This window comes from Xenorhabdus bakwenae, assembly GCF_030272115.1.
Classification (GTDB): Bacteria; Pseudomonadota; Gammaproteobacteria; order Enterobacterales; family Enterobacteriaceae; genus Xenorhabdus; species Xenorhabdus bakwenae.
Genome location: NZ_CP119194.1, coordinates 3,795,434 through 3,818,327, shown reverse-complemented (window position 1 = coordinate 3,818,327; position 22,894 = coordinate 3,795,434). Strand labels below are relative to the sequence as shown.

At 41.8% G+C, this 22,894-nt stretch carries 15 protein-coding genes, 1 tRNA gene and 2 pseudogenes; 4 read left to right on the top strand and 14 right to left on the bottom strand.

Annotation, left to right across the window (positions count from 1 at the left end):
- The first annotated feature begins 26 nt into the window (after window positions 1-26).
- Window positions 27-1,035 (top strand): annotated as a pseudogene (locus PXH59_RS18935) (tyrosine-type recombinase/integrase).
- A gap of 640 nt (window positions 1,036-1,675) precedes the next feature.
- Here PXH59_RS18935 and PXH59_RS18930 read toward each other — a convergent pair.
- From PXH59_RS18930 to aspA, 14 genes and pseudogenes are all read right to left on the bottom strand, one after another.
- Window positions 1,676-1,945, bottom strand: coding sequence for a helix-turn-helix domain-containing protein (locus tag PXH59_RS18930; protein ID WP_152669829.1), 270 nt, complete (start codon window positions 1,943-1,945; stop codon window positions 1,676-1,678).
- A 17-nt stretch (window positions 1,946-1,962) separates the two neighbouring features.
- Window positions 1,963-2,187 carry a hypothetical protein gene (locus PXH59_RS18925; RefSeq protein WP_152911291.1) on the bottom strand — a complete coding sequence of 75 codons (225 nt, stop codon included), beginning with the start codon at window positions 2,185-2,187 and terminating at the stop codon, window positions 1,963-1,965.
- A gap of 1,651 nt (window positions 2,188-3,838) precedes the next feature.
- Window positions 3,839-5,012, bottom strand: a pseudogene (locus tag PXH59_RS18920) (PTS transporter subunit EIIC); the annotation flags it as partial.
- A 619-nt stretch (window positions 5,013-5,631) separates the two neighbouring features.
- Window positions 5,632-6,663 (bottom strand): Gfo/Idh/MocA family protein, encoded by a 1,032-nt coding sequence (locus PXH59_RS18915; protein ID WP_047771231.1) that lies wholly within the window; start codon window positions 6,661-6,663, stop codon window positions 5,632-5,634.
- A complete protein-coding gene (locus PXH59_RS18910) occupies window positions 6,650-7,507 on the bottom strand; it encodes a phytanoyl-CoA dioxygenase family protein (protein ID WP_285809686.1) in 858 nt (285 codons plus the stop codon). The genes PXH59_RS18915 and PXH59_RS18910 overlap by 14 nt, the downstream gene beginning before the upstream one ends.
- Window positions 7,508-7,553: 46 nt before the next feature.
- Window positions 7,554-8,081 (bottom strand): hypothetical protein, encoded by a 528-nt coding sequence (locus PXH59_RS18905; protein ID WP_285809684.1) that lies wholly within the window; start codon window positions 8,079-8,081, stop codon window positions 7,554-7,556.
- A 1,760-nt stretch (window positions 8,082-9,841) separates the two neighbouring features.
- On the bottom strand, window positions 9,842-12,280 hold the full coding sequence (locus PXH59_RS18900) for a toprim domain-containing protein (RefSeq protein ID WP_285809681.1): 2,439 nt from the start codon (window positions 12,278-12,280) through the stop codon (window positions 9,842-9,844).
- Window positions 12,281-12,388: 108 nt separating this feature from the next.
- The gene (locus PXH59_RS18895; protein WP_047766669.1) at window positions 12,389-12,595 is read right to left on the bottom strand and encodes a helix-turn-helix transcriptional regulator; all 207 of its coding nucleotides are present in this window, start codon (window positions 12,593-12,595) and stop codon (window positions 12,389-12,391) included.
- 136 nt (window positions 12,596-12,731) lie between these two features.
- Window positions 12,732-14,003, bottom strand: coding sequence for a tyrosine-type recombinase/integrase (locus tag PXH59_RS18890; RefSeq protein ID WP_047766670.1), 1,272 nt, complete (start codon window positions 14,001-14,003; stop codon window positions 12,732-12,734).
- Between the two features lie 165 nt (window positions 14,004-14,168).
- A tRNA-Phe gene (locus PXH59_RS18885) sits at window positions 14,169-14,244 on the bottom strand.
- Between the two features lie 129 nt (window positions 14,245-14,373).
- On the bottom strand, window positions 14,374-14,946 hold the full coding sequence (gene dicD, locus PXH59_RS18880) for a division control transcriptional repressor DicD (protein ID WP_285809679.1): 573 nt from the start codon (window positions 14,944-14,946) through the stop codon (window positions 14,374-14,376).
- Between the two features lie 24 nt (window positions 14,947-14,970).
- Window positions 14,971-16,743, bottom strand: a complete 1,773-nt coding sequence (locus tag PXH59_RS18875) for a protein-disulfide reductase DsbD (RefSeq protein ID WP_285809677.1) — start codon at window positions 16,741-16,743, stop codon at window positions 14,971-14,973.
- A 144-nt stretch (window positions 16,744-16,887) separates the two neighbouring features.
- Complete coding sequence (locus tag PXH59_RS18870; protein ID WP_285809676.1) at window positions 16,888-18,189, bottom strand: anaerobic C4-dicarboxylate transporter; 1,302 nt, start codon at window positions 18,187-18,189, stop codon at window positions 16,888-16,890.
- 140 nt (window positions 18,190-18,329) lie between these two features.
- Complete coding sequence (gene aspA, locus PXH59_RS18865; protein ID WP_285809675.1) at window positions 18,330-19,754, bottom strand: aspartate ammonia-lyase; 1,425 nt, start codon at window positions 19,752-19,754, stop codon at window positions 18,330-18,332.
- Window positions 19,755-20,133: 379 nt separating this feature from the next.
- Here aspA and PXH59_RS18860 point away from each other — a divergent pair, with 379 nt between their 5' ends.
- From PXH59_RS18860 to groL, 3 genes are all read left to right on the top strand, one after another.
- On the top strand, window positions 20,134-20,676 hold the full coding sequence (locus PXH59_RS18860) for an FxsA family protein (RefSeq protein WP_285809674.1): 543 nt from the start codon (window positions 20,134-20,136) through the stop codon (window positions 20,674-20,676).
- Window positions 20,677-20,851: 175 nt separating this feature from the next.
- Window positions 20,852-21,145: a co-chaperone GroES gene (locus tag PXH59_RS18855; protein WP_047766676.1), complete on the top strand. Its 294-nt coding sequence runs from the start codon at window positions 20,852-20,854 to the stop codon at window positions 21,143-21,145.
- A gap of 58 nt (window positions 21,146-21,203) precedes the next feature.
- The gene (gene groL, locus PXH59_RS18850) at window positions 21,204-22,850 is read left to right on the top strand and encodes a chaperonin GroEL (RefSeq protein ID WP_285809671.1); all 1,647 of its coding nucleotides are present in this window, start codon (window positions 21,204-21,206) and stop codon (window positions 22,848-22,850) included.
- Window positions 22,851-22,894 lie beyond the last annotated feature (44 nt).

Genomic DNA, 22,894 nt, shown 5'->3' with positions numbered 1-22,894 from the left:
GTCATGTTGTTGATAACAGGAAAGAGATGATGTACGCAGAAGTAAAAATGGACTGGGAAGCATTACTGGAGGAATACTTTTTCTCGCATATGTTACGCCCGGCGTCAGAATGGAGTTATAAGAAAGTGGCTAAGGGGTTTTCTCAATTTTTGGGCGAAAAGGTGCAGCCTGAAAACGTCACCGGGCGGGATGTACTCCGGTGGCGGCGTTATTTACTGAATGAAAAAAAGCAATCTTGCCATACCTGGAATAATAAGGTGACCCATCTCCGGGCTATTTTTAACTTTGGGATAGAGCAAAAGTTATTACCTCAGACAAAAAATCCGTTTCTGGATGCGGCCGTCAAAAAAGGGAAGAAAAAGAAGAAAATTCTGAGTAAGCCCCAGCTGACCCGAATTTACCTGGTGATGCAGCAGTATGAACAGGAAGAAAGATCCGGCGTGAAACCCCGCGGAGGGCGCTGTGCGTTATATCCTACCTGGTACTGGTTGACCGTGCTGGATACGTTCCGGTTAACCGGCATGCGCCAGAACCAGTTGCTGCACCTGCGGCTGCGGGATATCAATCTGGAAGGCAACCATATTGAATTGCGGACCGAAGGCAGTAAAAATCACAGTGAGTGGCGGGTACCGATGATCCCGCCCCTCAAGCCCCGCCTGGCGCAACTTCTTGAACGCGCAAAAGCCTGTGGGGCGAAAGACGATGACCCATTGTTTGATTTAACCCGTCTGAATTTTCGTTATCACGGTCGGATGACCAGTTACCAGTATAACCCCGATAAAGAAAGGCAGCATATCCGCTCTTTTTTTCAATCGCTTGTCGAAAGCGTGTGGTTTTGCCGTCTCTCCCCACCGTTTTCGTCATACCCTGGCAACGGAGTTGATGAAAGCGCCCGACCGTAACATGCAACTGGTCAGAGGCCTGTTGGGGCACCGCAGTCTGGCGACCACGATGGAATACATTGATATTGATATGGACATCGCGGGTAAAACGCTGGAGAGCGAGCTGGCGATATATCTGGATCTGTCGGTGTAAAGAGAAAGAGCGTATCAGAAAAAAACAGGGCGGGTTTCAATCGGAGTTTAGGAGGATGGAATGGATTGAACTGCCCTGCATCAACAATAGATGGTATGAAAAGATTATTGATACCGGACCGGCATCCCGCAAAGTTTACACCTCACTTGACATCAGAATCAATTACTGAAATCATTACCTTGCACGAAAAAGAACGCTTGCAAGTGCAGGCGCTCTGTGTTCTTTATTTACGGCTTTTTAAACACTGAGTAGGCAAATCGGAATACCCATTGTTTAACATTTTCTTAACGGCCATAAATTTTAACTTACTTGTTAAGCCTATGATAACTAAAACAAATGAGCCTTAAAATTTTGGTGCCGGACTCGGAATCGAAAATCGTTATAACTTGTTGAAAATATAAAGTTTATAACCTTACCCTTCTTTTATGCCCCTTTTAATGCCCCCGGATTTTTTTGCTTGCTTTTTCTTTATTATCTAACTGATTTTACTTAGTTATATTTCTTATTGCGCGATTTTTCATCATCTTAAAGCAAAAAAGCCGTGAGGGTTAAAAATGGTTAAATTTGGCTGCCATTTTACGCTCAGGGCTTAAGATAAAAAATATTCATTTTTACGACATCGATCACAAATTGAAGCGGGTTATTCCTGTGATTTACTGCGAACTTTACGCTCAATCAGTTGACCCTGTTTATCAAAATAGCGGCTGGGCCAGATTTCAGAGGGATGGATGCCAAGATAGTTCGCAATAATCCATTCACCTTTAGGCCACTGCCTGCTGAGTGCATTTGCGAGTGTAGATGAACTGAGTCCTGTTTCACGAGAGAGCGCCGCTAAGGTTGTACCACGTTTACGTAATGCTGCGATGATATCGGCCTGATGCCAGTCATTTTGAACATTGTTGTTATTCATTCCTGCTACCCCTTCCATTAATTGATCATTGATGGTGGTGATTCAAGGCAGGGTTCGCGGACTGGAATCAAGAAACCAGCAAGGCCGAAGCCTTCCCCACCTGAACCACCATTGAAAGGGTGATAACAGGCGCACTGGTAGAAACATCCTACCAGTGTTCTTGATTTCAAGGCCGCGACGCCTCGACCATTAGATTTTGCTAATGGCGGGAATACTTTAACTGATTGTTTTAGCTTACTCAATAACTGAACAGCTAAGTTTAACGGTTATAACTCCTCTCAAGAGCGCACAAACTCAGGGAAGAATACGGACGGCTAATCAATCTTTGTTGTTTGTTCTCGTTCGTAATCGCTTTGCTGTCCGTATTTCCCCTTTGTTTTTGATATTAATTTACTCATTTTGAAACATTTTCCCTGCGTGTCGGTTAGGTTCACCGTTCCGTGGTACGTCAGATAATGTGTATACAGGGCGAGGGTTGCGTTAAGTTTTTGCAGGAGTTCGCTACGTGCTCAGCACGGCGGTGGAGTACTCCCCGTTCAGTGCCTGATTAGCTCAGGATGAACGCCTCATTATTCGTGACGTGGTGTGATATCTCCTTTCTTTACTGCATCAGCCTGTTGCAAGGCAGTGGGTGAAAAACAAACGAAATAAGTGAATTAAGGCAGAAAAATGGCAATGAAAAGTAGTGACACTGAGTAAACCGTGGTTCAAATCGTTCGTAAAGCCAGACCGGACGTGCTCTGGACGTTGACGCTTGGCCGCGTCACTTGGTAATCGCTCCGCTTAAACACAAGTGACGCCGCGCAGTTTTCGGGACGTCTATCGTGCGTAAATCAAAGCGTGAGTAAAGATCGTACAAGGTAAAATGGTTGAGGTGAACGTGGCAGGGTTACTGCTATATGTGAGTGATAAGCCGGTGCATGAAGATACCGGGAAACTTTCATCGTCAACGGTGGGTTATGTATCTGACGATATCTGCTTCCAAAAGTGCGCAGATGTACCGCAATACTTGCTCTCCCTTTCAGGCTACAGGAGTTTTTGTTTCGCCGCTTAACGCTGATCCTCGCAGGCAATGGATCATAAGGTAACAGGAAGATATTAGCGGTTGTGTCAGGCATGGTCAAACGGTGTTTTACGCCACTTTTTTACGGCGCATTTTCAACCAACTTAAATAGCCTCCTATCTAAAATAAATAAAAATACTTTTTCATATTGCTTAGATGAAAATTATATCATCGTGATATTGATTCTTATCAAAAGTAATTATTGACATTTTTTAACAAGAATAGAATGGTTATTTTAATATGGGATTAATAAATTATTTCGTTATTTTAAATGACTTTTTTCATTATCATGAATGAAAGTGTTCATAACTTTGATGTTTTATTTTTGTATATAAATAAGCATGTTAATTAACATGCTCTTTGCCTGTCAACGATAAGATGAAAAATAAGATCACGGTAGAAATAGCTGTTATCAGTTACCTTGTCGCGACCTAAAATAATGCGTTAACTTTAGAGAAAAACAGAGTGGATTGCACGAATGACGAAATTATTTTAATTTTTTACGCTGTTATTGTTAGGTGCATTTTTTATTTCACTTGATTTAATTTGATTTTCACTTATTCCTTATTTATCCTTTCACCTCATTATTATATTTCATGAACCCAGAATAATAATGTATTGCATTTTTTCAGCACTACCTTCCCGTCACTGAAGACAGACGGGAAGAGTGTAGGAATAAAATAAAAAAATCAGTTAATAACTAATTTTTACAAAAAAACAGAATAAATTATAAATGTCAAGAAATAATTACGTCACTCTAAGTATTTTCCACAGATGTTTATCCAGATCCAAAATAGTCTGGCGCAAATTTCTTCCAATGCAAATAATTAGCGCCCCAATGTCTTCAGGTTGAACTTTTTGATAATAAAACGAAATGCAATGTAGTATATGCAGAAAAAGACCAAACCTTGCAAAAGCAACATATACCATTGTACAGCCAGTGGGTTCTGAGAAGAAAAAAAACATATCTATAAAGCCAGCACTAAAACCAAAGCCTGCGATCCAATGCATTGATGCCGCAATATAGACAGAAATTCCCGTCAAGATCGCATGTAAAAGATAAAGCACAGGCGCAACAAACATAAAAGATAATTCAAGCGGTTCAGTGATCCCAGTAAAAAAAGCCGCAAACGCGCCAGCTAACATGACCCCGCCGACCATTGTTCTGTTTTTAGGATGAGCACAATGATAAATTGCCAGTGCTGCTCCCGGCAAACCAAACATCACTATGGGGAAAAAACCGGCCTGATAACGTCCAGTGACCCCGGGGATTGCTATACCTGCATCAATCGCTTGTTGTCCCGCCAAAAAATTGGGAATGTCATTAATTCCCGCCACATCAAACCAAAATACTGAGCTTAAGGCATGGTGCAAGCCAAGTGGTATCAATAGGCGATTGAAGAAAGCATAGATACCTGCACCCGCAGAACCGAGACTAGTAATACCCTCTCCAAATGTTACCAACCAACCGTAAATAATGGGCCAAATAAACATCAGGACAAAAGAAACCAAAATCATTAGAAAAGAGTTCAAGATAGGGACTAAACGATGTCCACTAAAAAAGCTTAATGCCTGCGGCAATTCTACGCTACTATAACGATTATACAGCTCTGCAGACAATACTCCGACTAATATACCGACAAATTGGGTATCAATTTTCTTAAATGCCACCGAAACATCATCAACTGAAATTCCTTTGATCACTGCGACAACATCAGGAGAACACAACTTGATCACAACAAGATACCCGACAAGCCCTGTCAATGCTGCTGCACCATTCTTGTCTTTCGACATACCATAAGCAATCCCAACTGCAAACAACATGGCCATTTCGGAGAGAATTACATTACCAGAAGTCGACAACAATGTGACAATGGTATTCCCCGTGTCACCAGCGGAACTAATCCAATACCCTACTCCTACCAATATTGCTGCTGCTGGTAATGTCGCCACAGCCACCATCAGTGCTTGGCCAATACGTTGTAAGTAATCCAGAATATTCATTCTACGTTCTCTCAAACTCCGTTATTGGAATCTTTTAGTTAATTAATTTTCGATAATATTATCTGCCTATTTCTAAACATGGCTGATATATTTATATAATCTTCATGGTCGACTTGTATAACTATGCTTTCAGAGACTCTGACTTATCAAGTAAGCTATATTTCACTCCGTTTTGATTGGCACTATTATTCCATTTATGGAGTTTTCGTAAACTAGCTAATCAGATGGAATAATTCTCAGACCTCTACCTATAAAAGCAAAGATCATTACAGAAAGAATAACGGTTTTTGTTTTAATTTAATTGACAATACAAAATTTGAACTGTTCAAAACTGTTAATCAGGCAATATAGAATATCTTACCAAACTACATTTCTTTACTCTTTACGGTGCTTTTATGCTAAACTCCCAAAACAGGTGTCAGTTATGTTAACAGAACATGTCCAAATCGGTGCGAGATAGAAAATAACAGCTATTCCTCCGTAAACGATCACCGAATAACATGGAGGCTTTAAAATGGCCTCCATCAATATTATTAGATAATCTACTTGAATGATGATATCCATGTGTAAACTATTTAAGAAATTATAACGTCTTATGGGGATGAATCTGTACCTGAACTCAAGAAATCTCCTCCCCGCCTGAAATACCTGTGGAATGACGGTTATATAATATTCTATAATCTTTTAATACTTCATCAATGACCCAATTCGTTCGTGCAGCAGATTCTCCTGTTGATGGGCAGTTTCCCTTTCCTTGTAATTGTTCCATTACTGTCTGAATTAATGGCATTTCTATAGTTTTTGGATTTTCGAAGCAGTATTGTTTAGTATTTCCATTTTCATCAGAATAAAAAATTGCAGAGTTACCAAATGTTGAAAAAACCACTTTCCCTTTATTACCAACTATTTCAATCTTATCCTCTCTGTCTACTGAAACAAAATTCCAGATACCCACTCCATGAACATTATTTTCAAAAACAAATGACATAGATACACAATCTTCGACAGAATATGCATCTTCCTGAAATCCAGCATGTCCTTTGACAGAAATAATTTTACCTAATAGAAAATCCAATATATCAAGTGTATGACATGCTAAATCAAAAAATAATCCTCCACCAGATATTTCTGGTTTTACTAGCCAAGGAAGATTATCGTAGTCTTTATAACACTCCTCCATTTCTCTATAAAATAAACAATTAACAATACGAGGAACTCCAATAGCACCGGAGTCTATTAACTCTTTTACCTTAATGAATCTTGATAATGCTCTTCTATAATAGGCTACAAAAAGCGGAACATTTTGAGATTTGCAAATAGATATCATCTCATTGCATTCCTCAAATGTTAATGCCATTGGTTTTTCTACGTAGATTATTTTCTTCGCTTTAGCTGCTAATAAAGTATATTCCTTATGGGTAGAGGGTGGAGTAGCAATATATACGGCATCAATTTCTGGATCTTGAACAAGCTCATTTGCGTCTGTGTACCATTTTTTTACACCATGTCGTTGAGCAAAATCTTTAGCAAGCTCAGGCTGTCGTCTCATCACAGCAACTAATTCAGAACCCTCCAATTTATAAAAAGCAGGTCCGCTTTTTACTTCGGTAACATCTCCACAACCTATGATTCCCCATCTAATTTTTTTCATCTTTACTCACTAATATATCGAACTGACTTCTAATAAAATCCTGATGCAAATTATAATAGTATTCTGATTTATACCATTTTTTCCTTTCTGATATATGTTCTATTATAGTGTTTTTCACTTCTTCATCCAAACTATGAATATAAGATTCATCAAACTTATGATAATTAATCACTCCAAAATGACATGTAGGTTCATATTTGTTTGTGTGATAGCCTAATTGTATGGTTGCCCTTTCATTCATTAATATACCACCGTACCCTCTATGTATGGCTAGATTATTGTAAAATATAGCTTCTCCAGGCTTTAAGACTATATTATCTCCAATGTTTATATCTGGAAGTTTCAGCGGAGCTATTTTATTAGAGCCAGAAAAAACCTCCATTTCTATATTATTAAAATTACGAGAATGACTACCTTTTACAAACCATAAACATTTATCTTCATACAAAGGTATGTTTATTTGTACATTATTATGAAAGTGTTCTTTAGAAAACCAAGAATCTGAGATATCTTCATCAGGTATCTGAATTATATCTCTATGCCATCCTTGACGGTAATCTATACCTTTTGGAGCATAAAACAATGAGGCACCATCTAATATTACCTTACCTCCTGTTAATAAATCACCGCATATCTCAATAATTTTTTTGTTATTTATAATTCGTTGAATACCATTAATTTCTATATCAGGGTTCATGAATTGAATGTTCATCATTTTATCATTTTGGGGATCAATATGTGTTTTAATCAATTCTCTATATGAATTAATCTCACTTTCAGATAAAACATTCTTAATTAAGTACCCGTCTTCTTTAAATTTTTTCAATTCATCGTCAGTTAACATAATAATTCCTTAAATGAATAATATAATTATGAAATAGCATTTGAAACTAACAGGTTAATACTTCTTCGATAAGACCCTTGATTCTATTCTTTCCATTTTTAAGATCTAAAGAAATTGATCTTTTATGGATTTCCAATCTTTTATTATAATCTAATATTTTAACTATCGTATCTATAAAATCATTATCCGAAACTTCGCTATTTAAACCCAATTTAAAAAAACCGGCTATAGTAGAAAAGTTATGTGAATCTTCTCGATTATTAGCTGAAATAGATATAGATGGAATGCCTAACGCCGCCAATTCATATACCGTTCTTCCGTTAGAAACAATAGCAATGTCAGAAGATAACATGATCTCATGCATATTATCTTTCACATTGTGAATCAACTCAATACTTCTATTTTCAACTGAATTAATAAACATAATTAATTCATCATGAAAGATATACGCAGGACCTGTAATTACTTTTAAATTTATATTTTCTAAAAAATGACATCTAATCAATAGATTTAAAAAACGCAAAGTCATATTGTTAGGATCTTCACCTCCAAATGACAATAATATACTTTCCACATTATTTTTTATTTTAATTTTATTAGATAAGATAAATTCGTCTCGCAAATCAATATATTTATAACCGCATAATACATGTGGGTATTCAGATGAAGAATAAACAGCATTTATAGTAAGATCTGTTTTTTTAATACCGGTTCCTAAATCTTCAAAGGTGATTATTTTTTTAGTTATTTTCTTTATTTCATTAATATAATGCTCATTTGTGTCTAGAGTATCATTTATAACTAAATCTGGTTCTAATTCTCTAATATATTCAGATATAGGAATATTTTTTTTTGTAAAATTGGATTAAGACTTAACGAATTTAAGTAATCAAATGCATTTAAGCTATTATGTGTGCATAAAAAATCCGTTTGATATCCTATCATTGCCTTGCTCAAGTCAACAACTCGGTATACATGCCCCATTCCGATTCCAGAAAATCCTGAGACTATAAAAAGTATCTTTTTTTCCATAAAAATATAAACAATTATTAAAAATAAAATATAGGAATGATAACTTGTAAGTAATCATTATAAAATTTAAATCCAATTATGTTTTGGTGTAAAGATTTATCTTTCTGTTAATTATTACATTACTATCCTACCTATAATTAAAATTAAAAAAACGTCACATTCATAATAATAAAATTATAAAATACAAATTATTAAAAAATCCATAACTATCAAATTAATTTACATACAATGTGATTTATATCTCAGAAGTTAAGTATGAGAGATTGTTTATTAGCCAATATTTAAGTTTGTTATTTTTTAAATAAAGTAAATATTAGTTATGATTTACAAGATGAAAATTATATAACTAATTATTTCAAACTAAAACAGTAACATAGATTAATTAAATAAAAGTACATTGAATGAGTTTTTAATATTTATATGAAAACCATAACCAAACAATAATATTTACTCAAGTGCTATCCAGATTAGAATGATTACTATCAGGTGATTTTAATCAACGACCATAAAAATAAAAAATCAAAAAAATCATGATAATATTATTTTAGATTTACATATTGTGTACCACAATATTTCTAATGCATGTAATTTATAACTTATTATGCCTCTTTATTTTTCGGGAAGAATACCTACTTATTCTATTGGTTCATTGTGTATATTACTGTTCGTCATGACTAATTAGGATTTCAAAATGTCAGGACACCCATCAAGCGTAATGCCATAAGATGTAATCGTTTTTCTGAATCTTAATGCCTACTATTATGGAAAGTTATTTAGGCAATCAACGGTACCACCATTAATCAGCTCGGTGGACCTCGCAAAACGTCAATACACTCTAATTCCAATCAACCTACTTTAGGACAAACAATAATTGTTCCATAAAAAATCCATTTTCCTGCAGAATTACACTGACGCGCTGCGCTTGTCTTCTCCGATTTGCCGGGCTAATACATTAACCCGGTAACTCGGAGAGCTGAAAAACACCTGCCAGAGAAAACTTTTTTCTTACCCCACCGTATTAAAGAAATAGGGGTAAAACTGTTCACCCTGTTCACCTTTGATTATTTTCATTTAATTTCATACTGTTAAGCGATGATGGCTTGAAATCAAACTCATCACCACTCTTCACCCAACCGTTCACCTCAAATCTGAAAAAGGTGAACAGTGATGAAGACTTGTGAATAGTTTAAAAATAACTATTCACCCTATAATACATTGATATATCTTATTTAAATTACAGAGTGAATAGTGGTGAACACTTTTTTATATTTCTTTGAAAGTTGTCAGCAATAAAGAAAAAAATTATTCTTCTGGCAGGTTATCCCTTGTCAGTTTTGGCATCCACTCGATAGCGGTTTCAATGTTCAGGCACAAATTGCTGCGAATGCCATGTTTGCTTTTCTTGCGCAGGTATTGCTGCCCGTACTCTGCCAGTGCGCCCGGCATATCCATCCCGAAGCGAGTCACGGAAACGGGTTTATTCAGGTTATTGCCTCTCATATAAGCAAGGTAGGCGTGATAAAGGTATTTACGGGGATTGAATGGCATAATTTCCGCATTACCGATTAACAAGCCGTCAGCTTCATCAGATGCAATCAGGTAGCCACAGAAATCGACCAGTGGATCGGTGCCACGTTTGATATTTAATGCTTCTGCGGATTTTTGTTGCTCTGCCAGCAAACGCCTTGCTACTTGCGGATCAGCGAACCGATGAAGCAAATGACGGATAATCACAGGCAATTCTGCTGCTATTTTTTCTCGTAACAAAGTATCTCGTTCGTTTTCCGGTACAACTTCGGAAAAGTTAAAAATCACCCGACGTCGAGACACGCCACCACTGCGATCACTGAAACCCATAGCATTGTTATTCACCGCTAACACAACCGCAGGAATGCGGGTTGAATAAGGTTGTTTGTGCTTCGGGTCAATGGCAACTTCATCACCGCCTGTAATCGCCTTGATGCCGGAACCATCGCCTACATAGCGGGTCTGGTCTGGCAGGATAATCAGCGAATAACCGACAATTAATGCCCGTTCCCGTGGATTTTCCAGTGCGGCCATACTTGCGGAAACCGTATTGCCTTTGCCTGCCAGCATGGAACAAATCTCAGCAAAGATACTTTTGCCACTGCCTCCCGCCCCGGTGACTTCCAGAAACAACTGCCAGTCATAGCGATTTGCCAGCACCATAAACAGGGCTGCCAGTACCCGATCAAATTTGTTTTCACAGTTGGCGGTTGCACGGTTGAGCCAGCGCCAGAACTGTGGCGCATAATCTTGCAGAGTTTCCCCTGAATCGGGGGAATTAAACGCAACATCGTTGGCAAGCAATAACCAATCATTTTTATGATGAGGCCGGAACTGGCAGCTTTTTAGGTCAAATACGCCATTGCTGAACCCGATTAAGTGGCGTTTTGGCGGCTGCATCATGGGAAGTTGCAATTTCAGGGCATCCACGGCGGAGCTGATACCGTGTGGTGAGTACGGCAGTTTTTCTTCCATAAAGGCTGCCACCATTTCCCGCCTTAAATCGCGGTCACTGACCGGACGCCAGACAATACCGTCATAGTGATGGACGGTTTCCGAAGCACCATCCAGCGCCAAATCACCGTCATAACGCGCCAGCAATACTTCCCCACGCTGGCTGGCTCCCATCTGGCATAATGTCAGTTTGGAAGATTCGGTATCATTGGGCTGAACGACTGCTTTTTTCTTGGTTGATGCGGATTGATAAAGCCCTTCACCAAAAGCCTGTTTTGTTGCCTCGATACCGTGATTCTGGCGATAATCGTCCCAATCAGCTTTGCACTCAGTTGGTGGCAACGTGACCCAGCCATTAACTGCAAGAGCGGCTTTTTCTGCCGAAACCTTGCCGACATTCATTTTTGGCTTGCTGTTGTTATCCAGTTCATCGGCGTGATGCCAGTCATTATCTGCGGCAATAATGATTGTAGTGTCAGGCCAGCGTTCCCGGATAGCTTTGGCAACAGAAAGTAAATTGCCTGCATCCAGTGCTGCCAGAACAGTACCTTTATAGAGTTGATTAACCGTCAGTGCTGTGGCGTAACCTTCGGTAATAATCACTGTATCAGGTTTATCTTCCAGCTCTGACAAGGCAATAAATGCGCCTTTCTTCTGGCTGCCAGACAATAATTTTTTCTCGCCATCAGGTTTGATGATCTGCGCACCTGTTACTTTTTTATCCAGTTTTGTCAGCGGTAATAACAACGAACCATCTTTCAGTAGGTACTGATTAGGATATTGCAGTTCTTTTGCCGTCAGATAAGGAGATTGCCCGGAAACAGTTTCCGCCATCAGTACCGCGACTCTTTCAGCAATCGGCTGAGATGGGTAAATAGTTTCTTTGGCGGGCTTCAGTTCTGGCAAAGGTAGCGCCAGTACATTAGCGACAACTTTAGCTGCCTCCGTAATCGAAATCTCTTTGGCTTTTGCCACTAAATCCAGACCATCACCATAGTTCGGGGCGTCACACTGGCGGCAATACCAATTGCCATGATGATGATCATCGATAAAGTGAAAACGGTCAGTACCGCCGCAAACAGGGCAGGCACCATGTTTACCCTTTGCTGGGATCTCAATACCGCAAGCTGGCAGCAAGTTTGCCCAAGAATACATAGCCGATGTTTTCACAGTTTGGATCAGGTCAAGCGGTTTTTGGTTGCCAGTTGTTTTTTGAACTGTAAATTTAGGGCGAGTTTGGGTATGCTGTGTATCAGCCATCGTTTTACCTCACTTAACGGTTGGTTGGTTAAACGCCCTGTATGTGTAGCAGCACTTCGGGGCGTTGTATTTTTATATTACGTTTCTTATGTCATAGCCTTTTCTGTGTTATTCCGCCCGTGATTCGGCGATGCGTTGAGCGATCCAGTCATCAATTTCGGCTTCAATAAAGGCGATGGAACGTGGGCCAATTTTGACCTGCTTCGGGAATGCTCCATCGCTAATCAGTTTGTAAATCCACGCTTTGCTGTAACCCGTTCTGCGCTGCACTTCCGGCAAGCGAACTAAACTGGTTTTTAATGCTGTCACTGTCATGTTAATTCTCCTGTTACCGAGTCCTTGAGCGCTCATCGTGGACGTTGTTAGATGACAGGCGGATTATTGAAAACTCCCGACTTAATGAACAGCGTTAACTCTTTTTCTCCCAATAAGAATTAATTTTTATGTTGCATTATCGGTTTTTCCGGCCGCGCAGCGGTTTGGCGAAGTCATAGGGTGTGATGGACTTTTCCCGGTTGGCATCCAGATAATCCGCCCACCATTGCACCATCAGCCGCCGTTCATCCAGATGTTTAGAGGTGTGAATATATGCTGCCCGGACGTTGTTGCGTTCAATATGGCTGAGCTGGCATTCGATGGCGTCATCGCTCCACAGGCCTGATTCGCCCATCGCACCACGCGCCATTGTGCGGAAGCCATGCCCGCAGACGTCGGTTTGGGTGTCGTAACCCATCGCCCGTAATGCCTTATTAACGGTGTTTTCACTCATGACTTTCGCGGAGTTATGATCACTGGGGAACATCACTTCGCAGTTACCGCTCAGTGCCTGCAACGATTTGATAAGCAAAACAGCCTGACGGCTCAACGGTACAAGGTGATCGGTTTTCATTTTCATGCCGCGCTCAGAAAAGCGAACGCCTTTAATGGGTTGCCTTGTGGCTGGAATCTTCCACACCGCATTTTCAAGGTCAATTTCCTGCCAGCGGGCAAATCTCAGCTCACTGGAGCGGACAAATGTTAGCAGTGCCAGTTCAACGGCGATTTTGGTCAACAGGCGACCACGATAGGCAGATAATCGGCTCAGGAAGTCTGATAAATCTTCATGAGGCAGGGCGGGATGGTGGCGGGATTTTGTGGTGGTAAGTGCGCCCGCCATATCGTTCGCTGGGTTGGACTCCAGAATATCATTCTGAACTGCATAGCGCATGATAGCTGTGGTGCGCTGTCGTAGACGTTGAGCAATATCGTGTTTGCCCTGCTCATCAATGGCTTTGACCGGAGCTAAAAGCTGGCTGGTACGTAATGTGGTAATATCGCGGGCGCCGATATGCGGGAAAATATACTGCTCAAGGCTGCGCAGCACTTTTTGGCGGTGGCTGTCGCTCCAGCGTTTGTTACTGGCATGCCAGGCACGGGCAACCTGTTCGAAGGTGTTCACTTTGGCAGGCGTTGGTGTACCTTTTCTCTCTGCTTTGGGGTCGATACCCTGAGCCATCAGCTTTTTGGCTTCATCGCGTTTAGCGCGGGCATCGGCTAACGATACCGCCGGATAGACGCCAAATGCCAGACGGTCTTCTTTCTTATCGGTGGAGCGGTAGTACTTCATCCGCCAGTATTTTGAACCGCGTGCTGTGACTTCTAAATAGAGGCCACCGCCATCGGCGAGTTTGTAGGTTTTTTCTTTGGGTTTTGCAGTTTCGATTTGCCGCGCATTTAGTTTCATTATTAAGGGCATTCCTGTAATCGAACGGTAAGTGCCCCGAATTATGCCCTTCGCTGCATCTTGATTGCAACAGACGAAACTAGACCTAAAAATAAGAAAGGGTGTTGATTTTGCTGGGTTTGAGAGAAATTGTTTTACTGGGCTGGACTTCACTGGAAGTTGAAGTGGTGCCCGGACTCGGAATCGAACCAAGGACACGGGGATTTTCAATCCCCTGCTCTACCGACTGAGCTATCCGGGCTAACGGGGCGCATTAAACCGTATCCAGCCCAATCCGTCAAACACTTTCTGCGAAAAAACCACGAAAGATGATTGATTGCTGTGTTTTTATACCAACTTAGTGTGGTAATTCAGCTAATGCCGTTTTTTATTAACTTAACGCCCCATTTTTTCGGCATTTTGCGATGGTTAGAATATCTTGAGCCAGGATTTTCGCAATGATCACATCTTCAAGGTCTCTTTTCACTAATAGCTTACTGAGACACCCCTCAAGGATCAGTTCCATCTGTTGGGCAACTTGCTTACTGTCGTCAATATCAAGTTGTTGTAATAATTCTTCCGTGTAATGGAAAGAGTTTTGTTTTTGTAATTCTGCTAATTGATGGATTGGATGGTCAACGTCAGGAAAAGCGCTGCAAGCAGCGATAAACAGACAGCCTGGATAACGTTGTTCTTGTACTTTTTCTTTGAGAGCGTCGTAGCGTGCCAGTAATTTTTGCTCAGGATTTAAGGATTCATCCAATAGAGTTTGACGCTGCCAGATTTCAATTTGCTGACTGTGGTAGCGCAGGCCGTCGTAGAGTAAGGCTTCACGATCAGGCCAAAAATGTTTTATATGGTCGGTATCAATATCGAAAGGCGTTAAAAGTGTCTCCAGTGTCGCTGACAGGCCATGTTTTTCCAATAAACTCAGGACATGGCTCAGTACATATTCACGTTGCACAGTGGTTCTCCTTCCAGATTATTTTTATTGTCGATGTTGTAATTGTTTTACATGCTGGTTAAAACGTTGAGCATCCATGAATCCATTGATTCGCTCACCGGTTAGCTCTTTTCCCTTATCGAAAAACAAGATAGTGGGGAGTCCCAGCACTTGCAGTTTTTGCAACAATTCTTTTTGTTTTGGGGCGTTATCCGTGACATTTGCCTGTAACAAGAGGAATTGACTTAATTGTGCCTGTACTTTTGGATCACTGAAAGTATATTTTTCAAACTCCTTACAGGCTACACACCAGTCAGCATAGAGATCCAACATAATTGGTTGATGATGATTTTTAGTCAGAATTTGACTTAACTCTTGCCAATCAGAGATTTGTTGAAATTTTAAAGTGGTTTTTTGCTGTTCTGCCGCAGGGCTTCCCCATACCCAATTTTGCAAAGGACGTGAAGCGATAAGTACCAGAGCCAGTAAGATGATTTGTAAAGTCCGTACCCAGCCGTTTTTGCTGTTTAAGGTTAATGCGAACGCCCAACCAAGGAAAGAAACTGCCAATAGGCTCCATAATCTTATGCCCCATGTGTCACCAAGTACGCGTTCCAGCAGGAAGACAGGCAGAGCCAAGATAATGAATCCGAAGGCTTCCTTGACGTATTGCATCCACGGGCCACTGCGTGGCAGGAGTTTGTGACCAAATAGTGTGACGGCGATAAGCGGTAAGCCCATTCCCAGGGCGTAGAGATACAAAGTTAAGCCGCCGACCACGGTATTACCGCTTTGAGCGATATAAAGCAAAATAGCACTGAGCGGTGCGGTCGTGCAGGGAGAGGCGATTAACCCGGCTAAGGCTCCCATTACGAATACGCCAATGTAAGAGCCGCTTTGCTGTTGGTTGCTCCAATCCGCGAGGCGAGTTTGGAGTGAAGAAGGAAGCTGTAAGGTATATAGCCCGAACATGGATAAGGCGAGCAAAATAAACAGCACTGATAGCCCTACGAGAATGTAAGGATTTTGCAGGGCAGCTTGAAATTGCAATCCAGCCGCTGCGACGACTAAACCCAGTATTGTGTAAGTGAGCGCCATCCCCTGAACGTAACTGATGGCGAGCCAAAAGATCTGTTTCAGGCTTTCTGGACGTTTTTGACCCAAAATAATGCTGGAAATCAGCGGATACATGGGCAGTATGCAGGGCGTAAAAGCGATACCAATGCCAATTAACAACGCCCAGAGTGGCGAAAAGGGCACATCATGGGATTCGGATGGTCTATCGCCCTGTTGCAAAGGCGGTTGTAAGGAGCCGTCTTCTTTATTTGTCGCTATGTTGGTTGGTGTCGCGGTTTCATTGCCTGAGAGGGGAGAGGCAGCAACGGCTTGCAATGGTACGCTTAAGGTTTCAGGTGGATAACAATAACCCGCTTCTGCGCATCCTTGATATGTGACCTGGAGAGAGCCGGCGTTGGTGGCAGATAGGATGGGAACATCAATCCGCGCCGATTGAAAATAGACTTCTGTCTTACCAAAAAACTCATCTTCATGATCTACACCTTTGGCGTATGTCATTTTACCCAACGATGCCTCTTGATTGGGAACGATGTTGAACTGTTTTCGATAAAGGTAATAACCGGGTTTGATCTCCCAGTTCAGCGTGAGTTTATTTCCTTGTTGCTGAAAATCAAACATGAATGCCTGATCAGCAGGAAGGTAGAGACTTTTCCCTGGTTGTTCAAACAGTGCGCTAGCTTTGTTAGGCGACAGAGCGATACTGCTGAACAGCAGAAGCAACATAAGAATACGTTTCATCATAAGATAATCTTTAGCCTGCCTGTATCGTGGGTTTGATCCCTAATATTAAGACAATGCAGCGTTTTTTACAGGAAAAGATGTGCCAGGAAGATTTCAGGGGCTGGCACGCCCCTGAAATGATGACAAATAATCGAAATGGTGAAGCTACAAGATAATACCACCAAACAGGAAACCGAATGTGACCGCCAATACAACGGCAAGAGTACCCGGAATAAAGAAGGGATGGTTGAAGACAAAACGCCCGATACGGGTGGTTCCGGTATCATCCATCTGTACGGCTGCAACCAGTGTCGGATACGTTGGCAGGATAAACAGGCCAGATACCGCAGAGAAAGAAGCGATCGCCGTTAATGGCGTGACATTCAGTGCCAGAGCCATTGGCATCAATGCCTTCGCTGTTGCGGCTTGTGAATAGAGCAAGGCTGAACAGAAGAAGAAGATGACTGCCAGCAGCCACGGTCGGGCGTGAATTAAACTACCTGCGGTTTCTTTGATCCAGCCAAGATTGGCCTGTACAAAGGTATCCCCCAGCCATGCAACCCCTAAGATACAGATACATGCGCTCATGCCAGCTTTGAAAGTGCTTGAGTTCAGGATGGCATCGGTATCGACGGAGCAAATAATGGTGGTGAGCGTAGCGACACTGAGCATGATGATCAAAATCGCATTGGTGGTATTCATCAGAGGTTTTTCAACCAGGCCGACACTCGGGCTATTAATAATCGCATAAATGACCACACCAACAACACCTAGCAGGAACAACAGTACAGAGCATTTTGCTTTGGGTCTGATTTGAATCTGGCTGGCACCACGCATTTCTATCAAGCCCTCTTCAAGGCGTTTTTGATAAACAGGATCATTCGACAGTTTGGCATCAAAAAGCCATGAAATAATGAATGACATGAGGATGATGGCACAAAATGTTGAAGGCAGTAATACCATTAACAGGTGGATATAGCTGATGCCTTGCCCTTCCATAGTCGATGCCATATAAACAACTGCCGCAGAAATAGGTGAAGCCGTGATCCCGATCTGGGCAGCGACAACGGCAGTAGAGAGTGGACGACATGGTTTTATGCCTTGCTCTTTGGCAACTTCTGCAATAACAGGCAAGGTTGCCAGTGAGATGTTCCCCGTACCTGCAAATAGTGTCAGAAAATACGTGACGATAGGTGCAAGAACTGTGATGTATTTGGGATTCTTGCGCAGTAATTTTTCAGTTTGTTGAACGAGATAATCGAGTCCCCCCGCCACTTGCATCGCTGAAATTGCAGCAATGACGGCCATAATAATTGAAATAACGTCAAATGGAATACTGCCTGGTTTAACACCGATGGCGGCGAGGACGAGAACACCCATCCCACCAGCAAAGCCAATACCTATTCCCCCTAGCCGTGCCCCTAAAAAAATGGCCAGCAGAACAATAACCAATTCTACGGCTAACATGTTAAATACTCCTTCATTTATTTAGTATTATGAAAATCTATGGTTAATAATTTGTGTTTGCGGAAAATTAAAAAGGCACGCTTCCGGTTGGAATAGCGTGCCTTAATAATTAAGACGAACTCGTTATTATAATCATTTAATTAGTCATCAAAACGTTTTGCTTTATAAGTTGGATGTTTTAGGTTCTCAACAGAGAAAATATCATCTAATTCAGCTTCGGTCAGTAAACCGCGCTCAAGCACGACTTCACGAACGCTCTTGCCTGTTTCAGCACAGATCTTACCCACGATATCGCCATTGTGGTGACCAATAAATGGGTTCAGATAAGTCACGATCCCGATAGAGTTGAATACGAAGTTTTCACAAACTGCTTTATTGGCAGTAATGCCGCTGACGCATTTTTCAACTAAATTACGGCAGGCGTTGTTCAGGATAGACATAGATTCAAACATAGCCTGACCAATCGCAGGTTCCATTACGTTAAGCTGTAATTGGCCTGCTTCCGCTGCCATAGTGACACAGATATCGTTACCGATAACTTTGAAGCACACCTGGTTAACCACTTCTGGCACCACAGGGTTAACTTTTGCTGGCATGATGGAAGAACCTGCCTGCAATTCTGGCAGATTAATTTCATTCAGGCCAGCACGAGGGCCGGAAGAGAGCAGACGCAAGTCGTTACAAATCTTGGACAGCTTAACGGCCAGACGCTTCAACGCGCTGTGAACCATGACGTAAGCGCCACAGTCAGAGGTGGCTTCTATCAAATCTTCTGCTGGTTGGCAAGGCAAACCTGTGACTTCGGCCAATTTTTCAACGACCAGTTTTTGGTAACCTGGTGCAGTATTTAAGCCAGTACCGATAGCGGTAGCGCCAAGGTTCACTTCCAGCAGCAGTTCTGCCGTGCGGATAATGTTTTTGATCTCTTCTTTCAACAGCACAGAAAAAGCACGGAATTCTTGGCCCAGTGTCATGGGGACAGCGTCTTGCAGCTGGGTACGGCCCATTTTCAGGATGTCATCGAATTCAACACCTTTTTTGTCGAAGCCCTCTTTCAGCAATTCAATGGAATCAATTAAATGCATCAGGGAGTTATAAACAGCAATACGGAAGCCTGTAGGATAAGCATCATTGGTTGACTGGCTTCTGTTCAGGTGATCATTTGGGTTCAGGTACTCATATTCCCCTTTTTGATGTCCCATCAACTCCAGACCGATATTTGCCAGCACCTCATTCGTGTTCATGTTGAGTGAAGTACCGGCACCACCCTGAAAGACATCAACAGGGAATTGATCCATACATTTGCTTTTAATGAGAACTTCATCACAGGCTTTGACAATGATATCTGCCACTTTTCCAGAAATAGTATGGAGTTCTTTGTTTGCCAGTGCCGCCGCTTTCTTCACCATCACCATGCCGCGGATGAATTCAGGCACACTGTTGATGGTACGGTCACTAATATAAAAATTTTCAATCGCACGTAGAGTGTGAATACCGTAGTAGGCTTCAGCAGGAACTTCTCGTTTACCTAACAGGTCTTCTTCGATACGAATGTTGTTTGACATGAGAACCTTCTTAAAATTGGATACGTTTTTTGACTGTTCTATTACGTGTTTGTTGGAAAATAATGTTGCCGCCAACAATTTCCCTGATATTAAACACTTATCATGAAATTGCTGGCGCGATCATATGTGGATTTGTGAAAAATGCCTTGAACCTGGATCACTTTATAGTGTTATTTTATTGATGAAATAGCATATGTGTGACTAAGGTCACGATTACGGAGGGAAAAAGTTAAGAGTTTGAAGTATTGAAAACGGTCACGATTATCCCCACATGTGTTATCTAACACCATATTATGTGATCTAACCCGATATTAGGTGTCACACAGAGTGTGAATGATCGAATAGTGTGAACCTTCAATAATAATGAAAGGAGAACCACGTGCGTTGGCTCCCGCTTATCCTTATATGCCTTCTGGTTTACATCGAGTCTGTCTTGTTTGTTCGGATTGCCTCTGAAGTTGGGGTCTTGTTGACTCTGTTATTGGTTATTCTTACATCTTGTCTTGGTGTATCCCTCGTGCGTAATCAAGGCATCAAGAATTTTATCTCTATGAAGCAAAAACTCGCCGCTGGTGAGAGTCCTGCAGAAGAAGCTGTTAAAAGTGTTTCTCTGGTCATGGCTGGATTTTTGCTGATATTGCCCGGTTTCTTCACCGATTTTCTCGGATTACTGCTGTTATTGTCTCCCGTACAGAAATTTCTGACCGCGAAGTTATTGCCTCATATTAAGTTTTACCGTCCAAATACTTTTTATGGTTCCGGTAATTATAGTCATCATAATGGCGGTTCTGGGCAGAACGGGCAGACTTTTGAGGGAGAATATGAGCGTAGGCAAGATGGCGACTCCCGTATATCGAATGACCAAAAATCCGCAGAGCAAAAGCATTATGGTGAGTCTGGCAGTGAGCGCAATAAAAAATGATTGCCACTGTGTTGGCTGAAATTTCAGTAAGTAAGAAAAAAGTAAAATATTTTTGTTACTCACCCTTGAAGTCATGATCTCAAGCCCCAATTTGTAGCTTCATGATACTGGTTCTGTTGGGTTCTGGTATCAATCCTCTTACCTGATATGGACTTTATTTATAGGAGATCTATCGATGAACATTCGTCCATTACATGACCGCGTTATCATCAAGCGTACAGAAGTTGAATCAAAATCTGCTGGCGGTATTGTTTTGACGGGCTCTGCTGCGGGCAAATCTACCCGTGGAAACGTTTTGGCAGTCGGCAATGGTCGCATCCTCGAAAATGGGGAAGTGAAGGCGCTGGATGTAAAAGTGGGTGATACCGTTATTTTTAATGAAGGTTACGGCGTTAAAACAGAAAAGATCGATAATGAAGAAGTATTGATCATGTCTGAAAGCGACATTCTGGCAATTGTTGAAGCGTAATTGAGAATTTTATTACGCTTAGATCTTCTTAATTGAACGAATTTAAAGGAAAGACACAATGGCAGCTAAAGACGTAAAATTTGGTAATGATGCTCGCAGCAAAATGTTACGCGGTGTGAATGTACTGGCTGACGCAGTTAAAGTCACTCTGGGACCTAAAGGCCGTAACGTAATTTTGGATAAATCTTTCGGTGCACCTGTTATCACTAAAGATGGTGTGTCTGTAGCACGTGAAATCGAATTGGAAGACAAATTCGAGAACATGGGTGCGCAGATGGTTAAAGAAGTCGCCTCTAAAGCCAATGATGCGGCAGGTGATGGTACTACTACTGCAACAGTACTGGCTCAAGCCATTGTCACCGAAGGTCTGAAAGCTGTTGCTGCTGGCATGAACCCAATGGACCTGAAACGCGGCATCGATAAAGCGGTTGTTTCTGCCGTTGAGGAACTGAAAAAACTGTCCGTACCTTGCTCTGATTCCACTGCTATTGCACAGGTTGGTACTATCTCTGCAAACTCCGACGAAACCGTAGGTAAACTGATCGCAGAAGCGATGGATAAAGTCGGTAAAGAAGGTGTAATCACCGTTGAAGAAGGTACTGGTCTGGAAGACGAGCTGGATGTTGTTGAAGGTATGCAGTTCGACCGTGGTTACCTGTCTCCTTATTTCATCAACAAACCAGAAGCCGGTGCTGTTGAACTGGAAAACCCATACATTCTGCTGGTTGACAAGAAAATCTCCAACATCCGTGAACTGCTGCCCGTTCTGGAAGGCGTCGCTAAGGCAAGCAAGCCTTTGATGATTATTGCTGAAGATGTTGAAGGCGAAGCACTGGCAACGCTGGTTGTTAACAACATGCGTGGTATCGTGAAAGTTGCTGCGGTTAAAGCACCTGGCTTCGGTGATCGCCGTAAAGCAATGCTGCAAGATATCGCTACTCTGACTAACGGTACTGTTATCTCAGAAGAGATTGGTCTGGATTTGGAAAAAGCGACTCTGGAAGATCTGGGTCAGGCAAAACGTGTTGTTATCAACAAAGACACCACAACTATCATTGATGGTGTAGGTGAAGAAAGCACAATTGCTGCACGTGTTACTCAGATCCGTCAGCAAATCGAAGAATCTACTTCTGATTATGACCGTGAAAAACTGCAAGAGCGTGTCGCTAAACTGGCAGGCGGTGTGGCTGTCATCAAAGTAGGTGCAGCAACTGAAGTTGAAATGAAAGAAAAACGCGCTCGCGTTGACGATGCACTGCACGCAACTCGTGCGGCTGTAGAAGAAGGTGTTGTTGCTGGTGGTGGTGTTGCTCTGGTTCGTGTTGCCAGCTCGATCTCTGATCTGACTGGTGATAATGAAGATCAAAACGTCGGTATCCGTGTTGCACTGCGTGCAATGGAAGCGCCAATGCGTCAGATCGTAGATAACTCAGGTGAAGAACCTTCTGTTGTTGTCAACAACGTGAAAGCGGGTAAAGACAACTACGGTTATAACGCTGCAACTGAACAGTACGGCGATATGATCGAAATGGGTATCCTGGATCCAACTAAAGTAACCCGTTCTGCACTGCAATTCGCCGCGTCTATCGCTGGCCTGATGATCACTACCGAAGCAATGGTGACTGAACAACCTAAAGATGACAAAGCTGACTTAGGTGCTGCTGGCGGCATGGGCGGTATGGGTGGAATGGGCGGCATGATGTAGTGCTGGCATTGACCATCCCATAAGGGTAAAACCCTTAAAGGCGA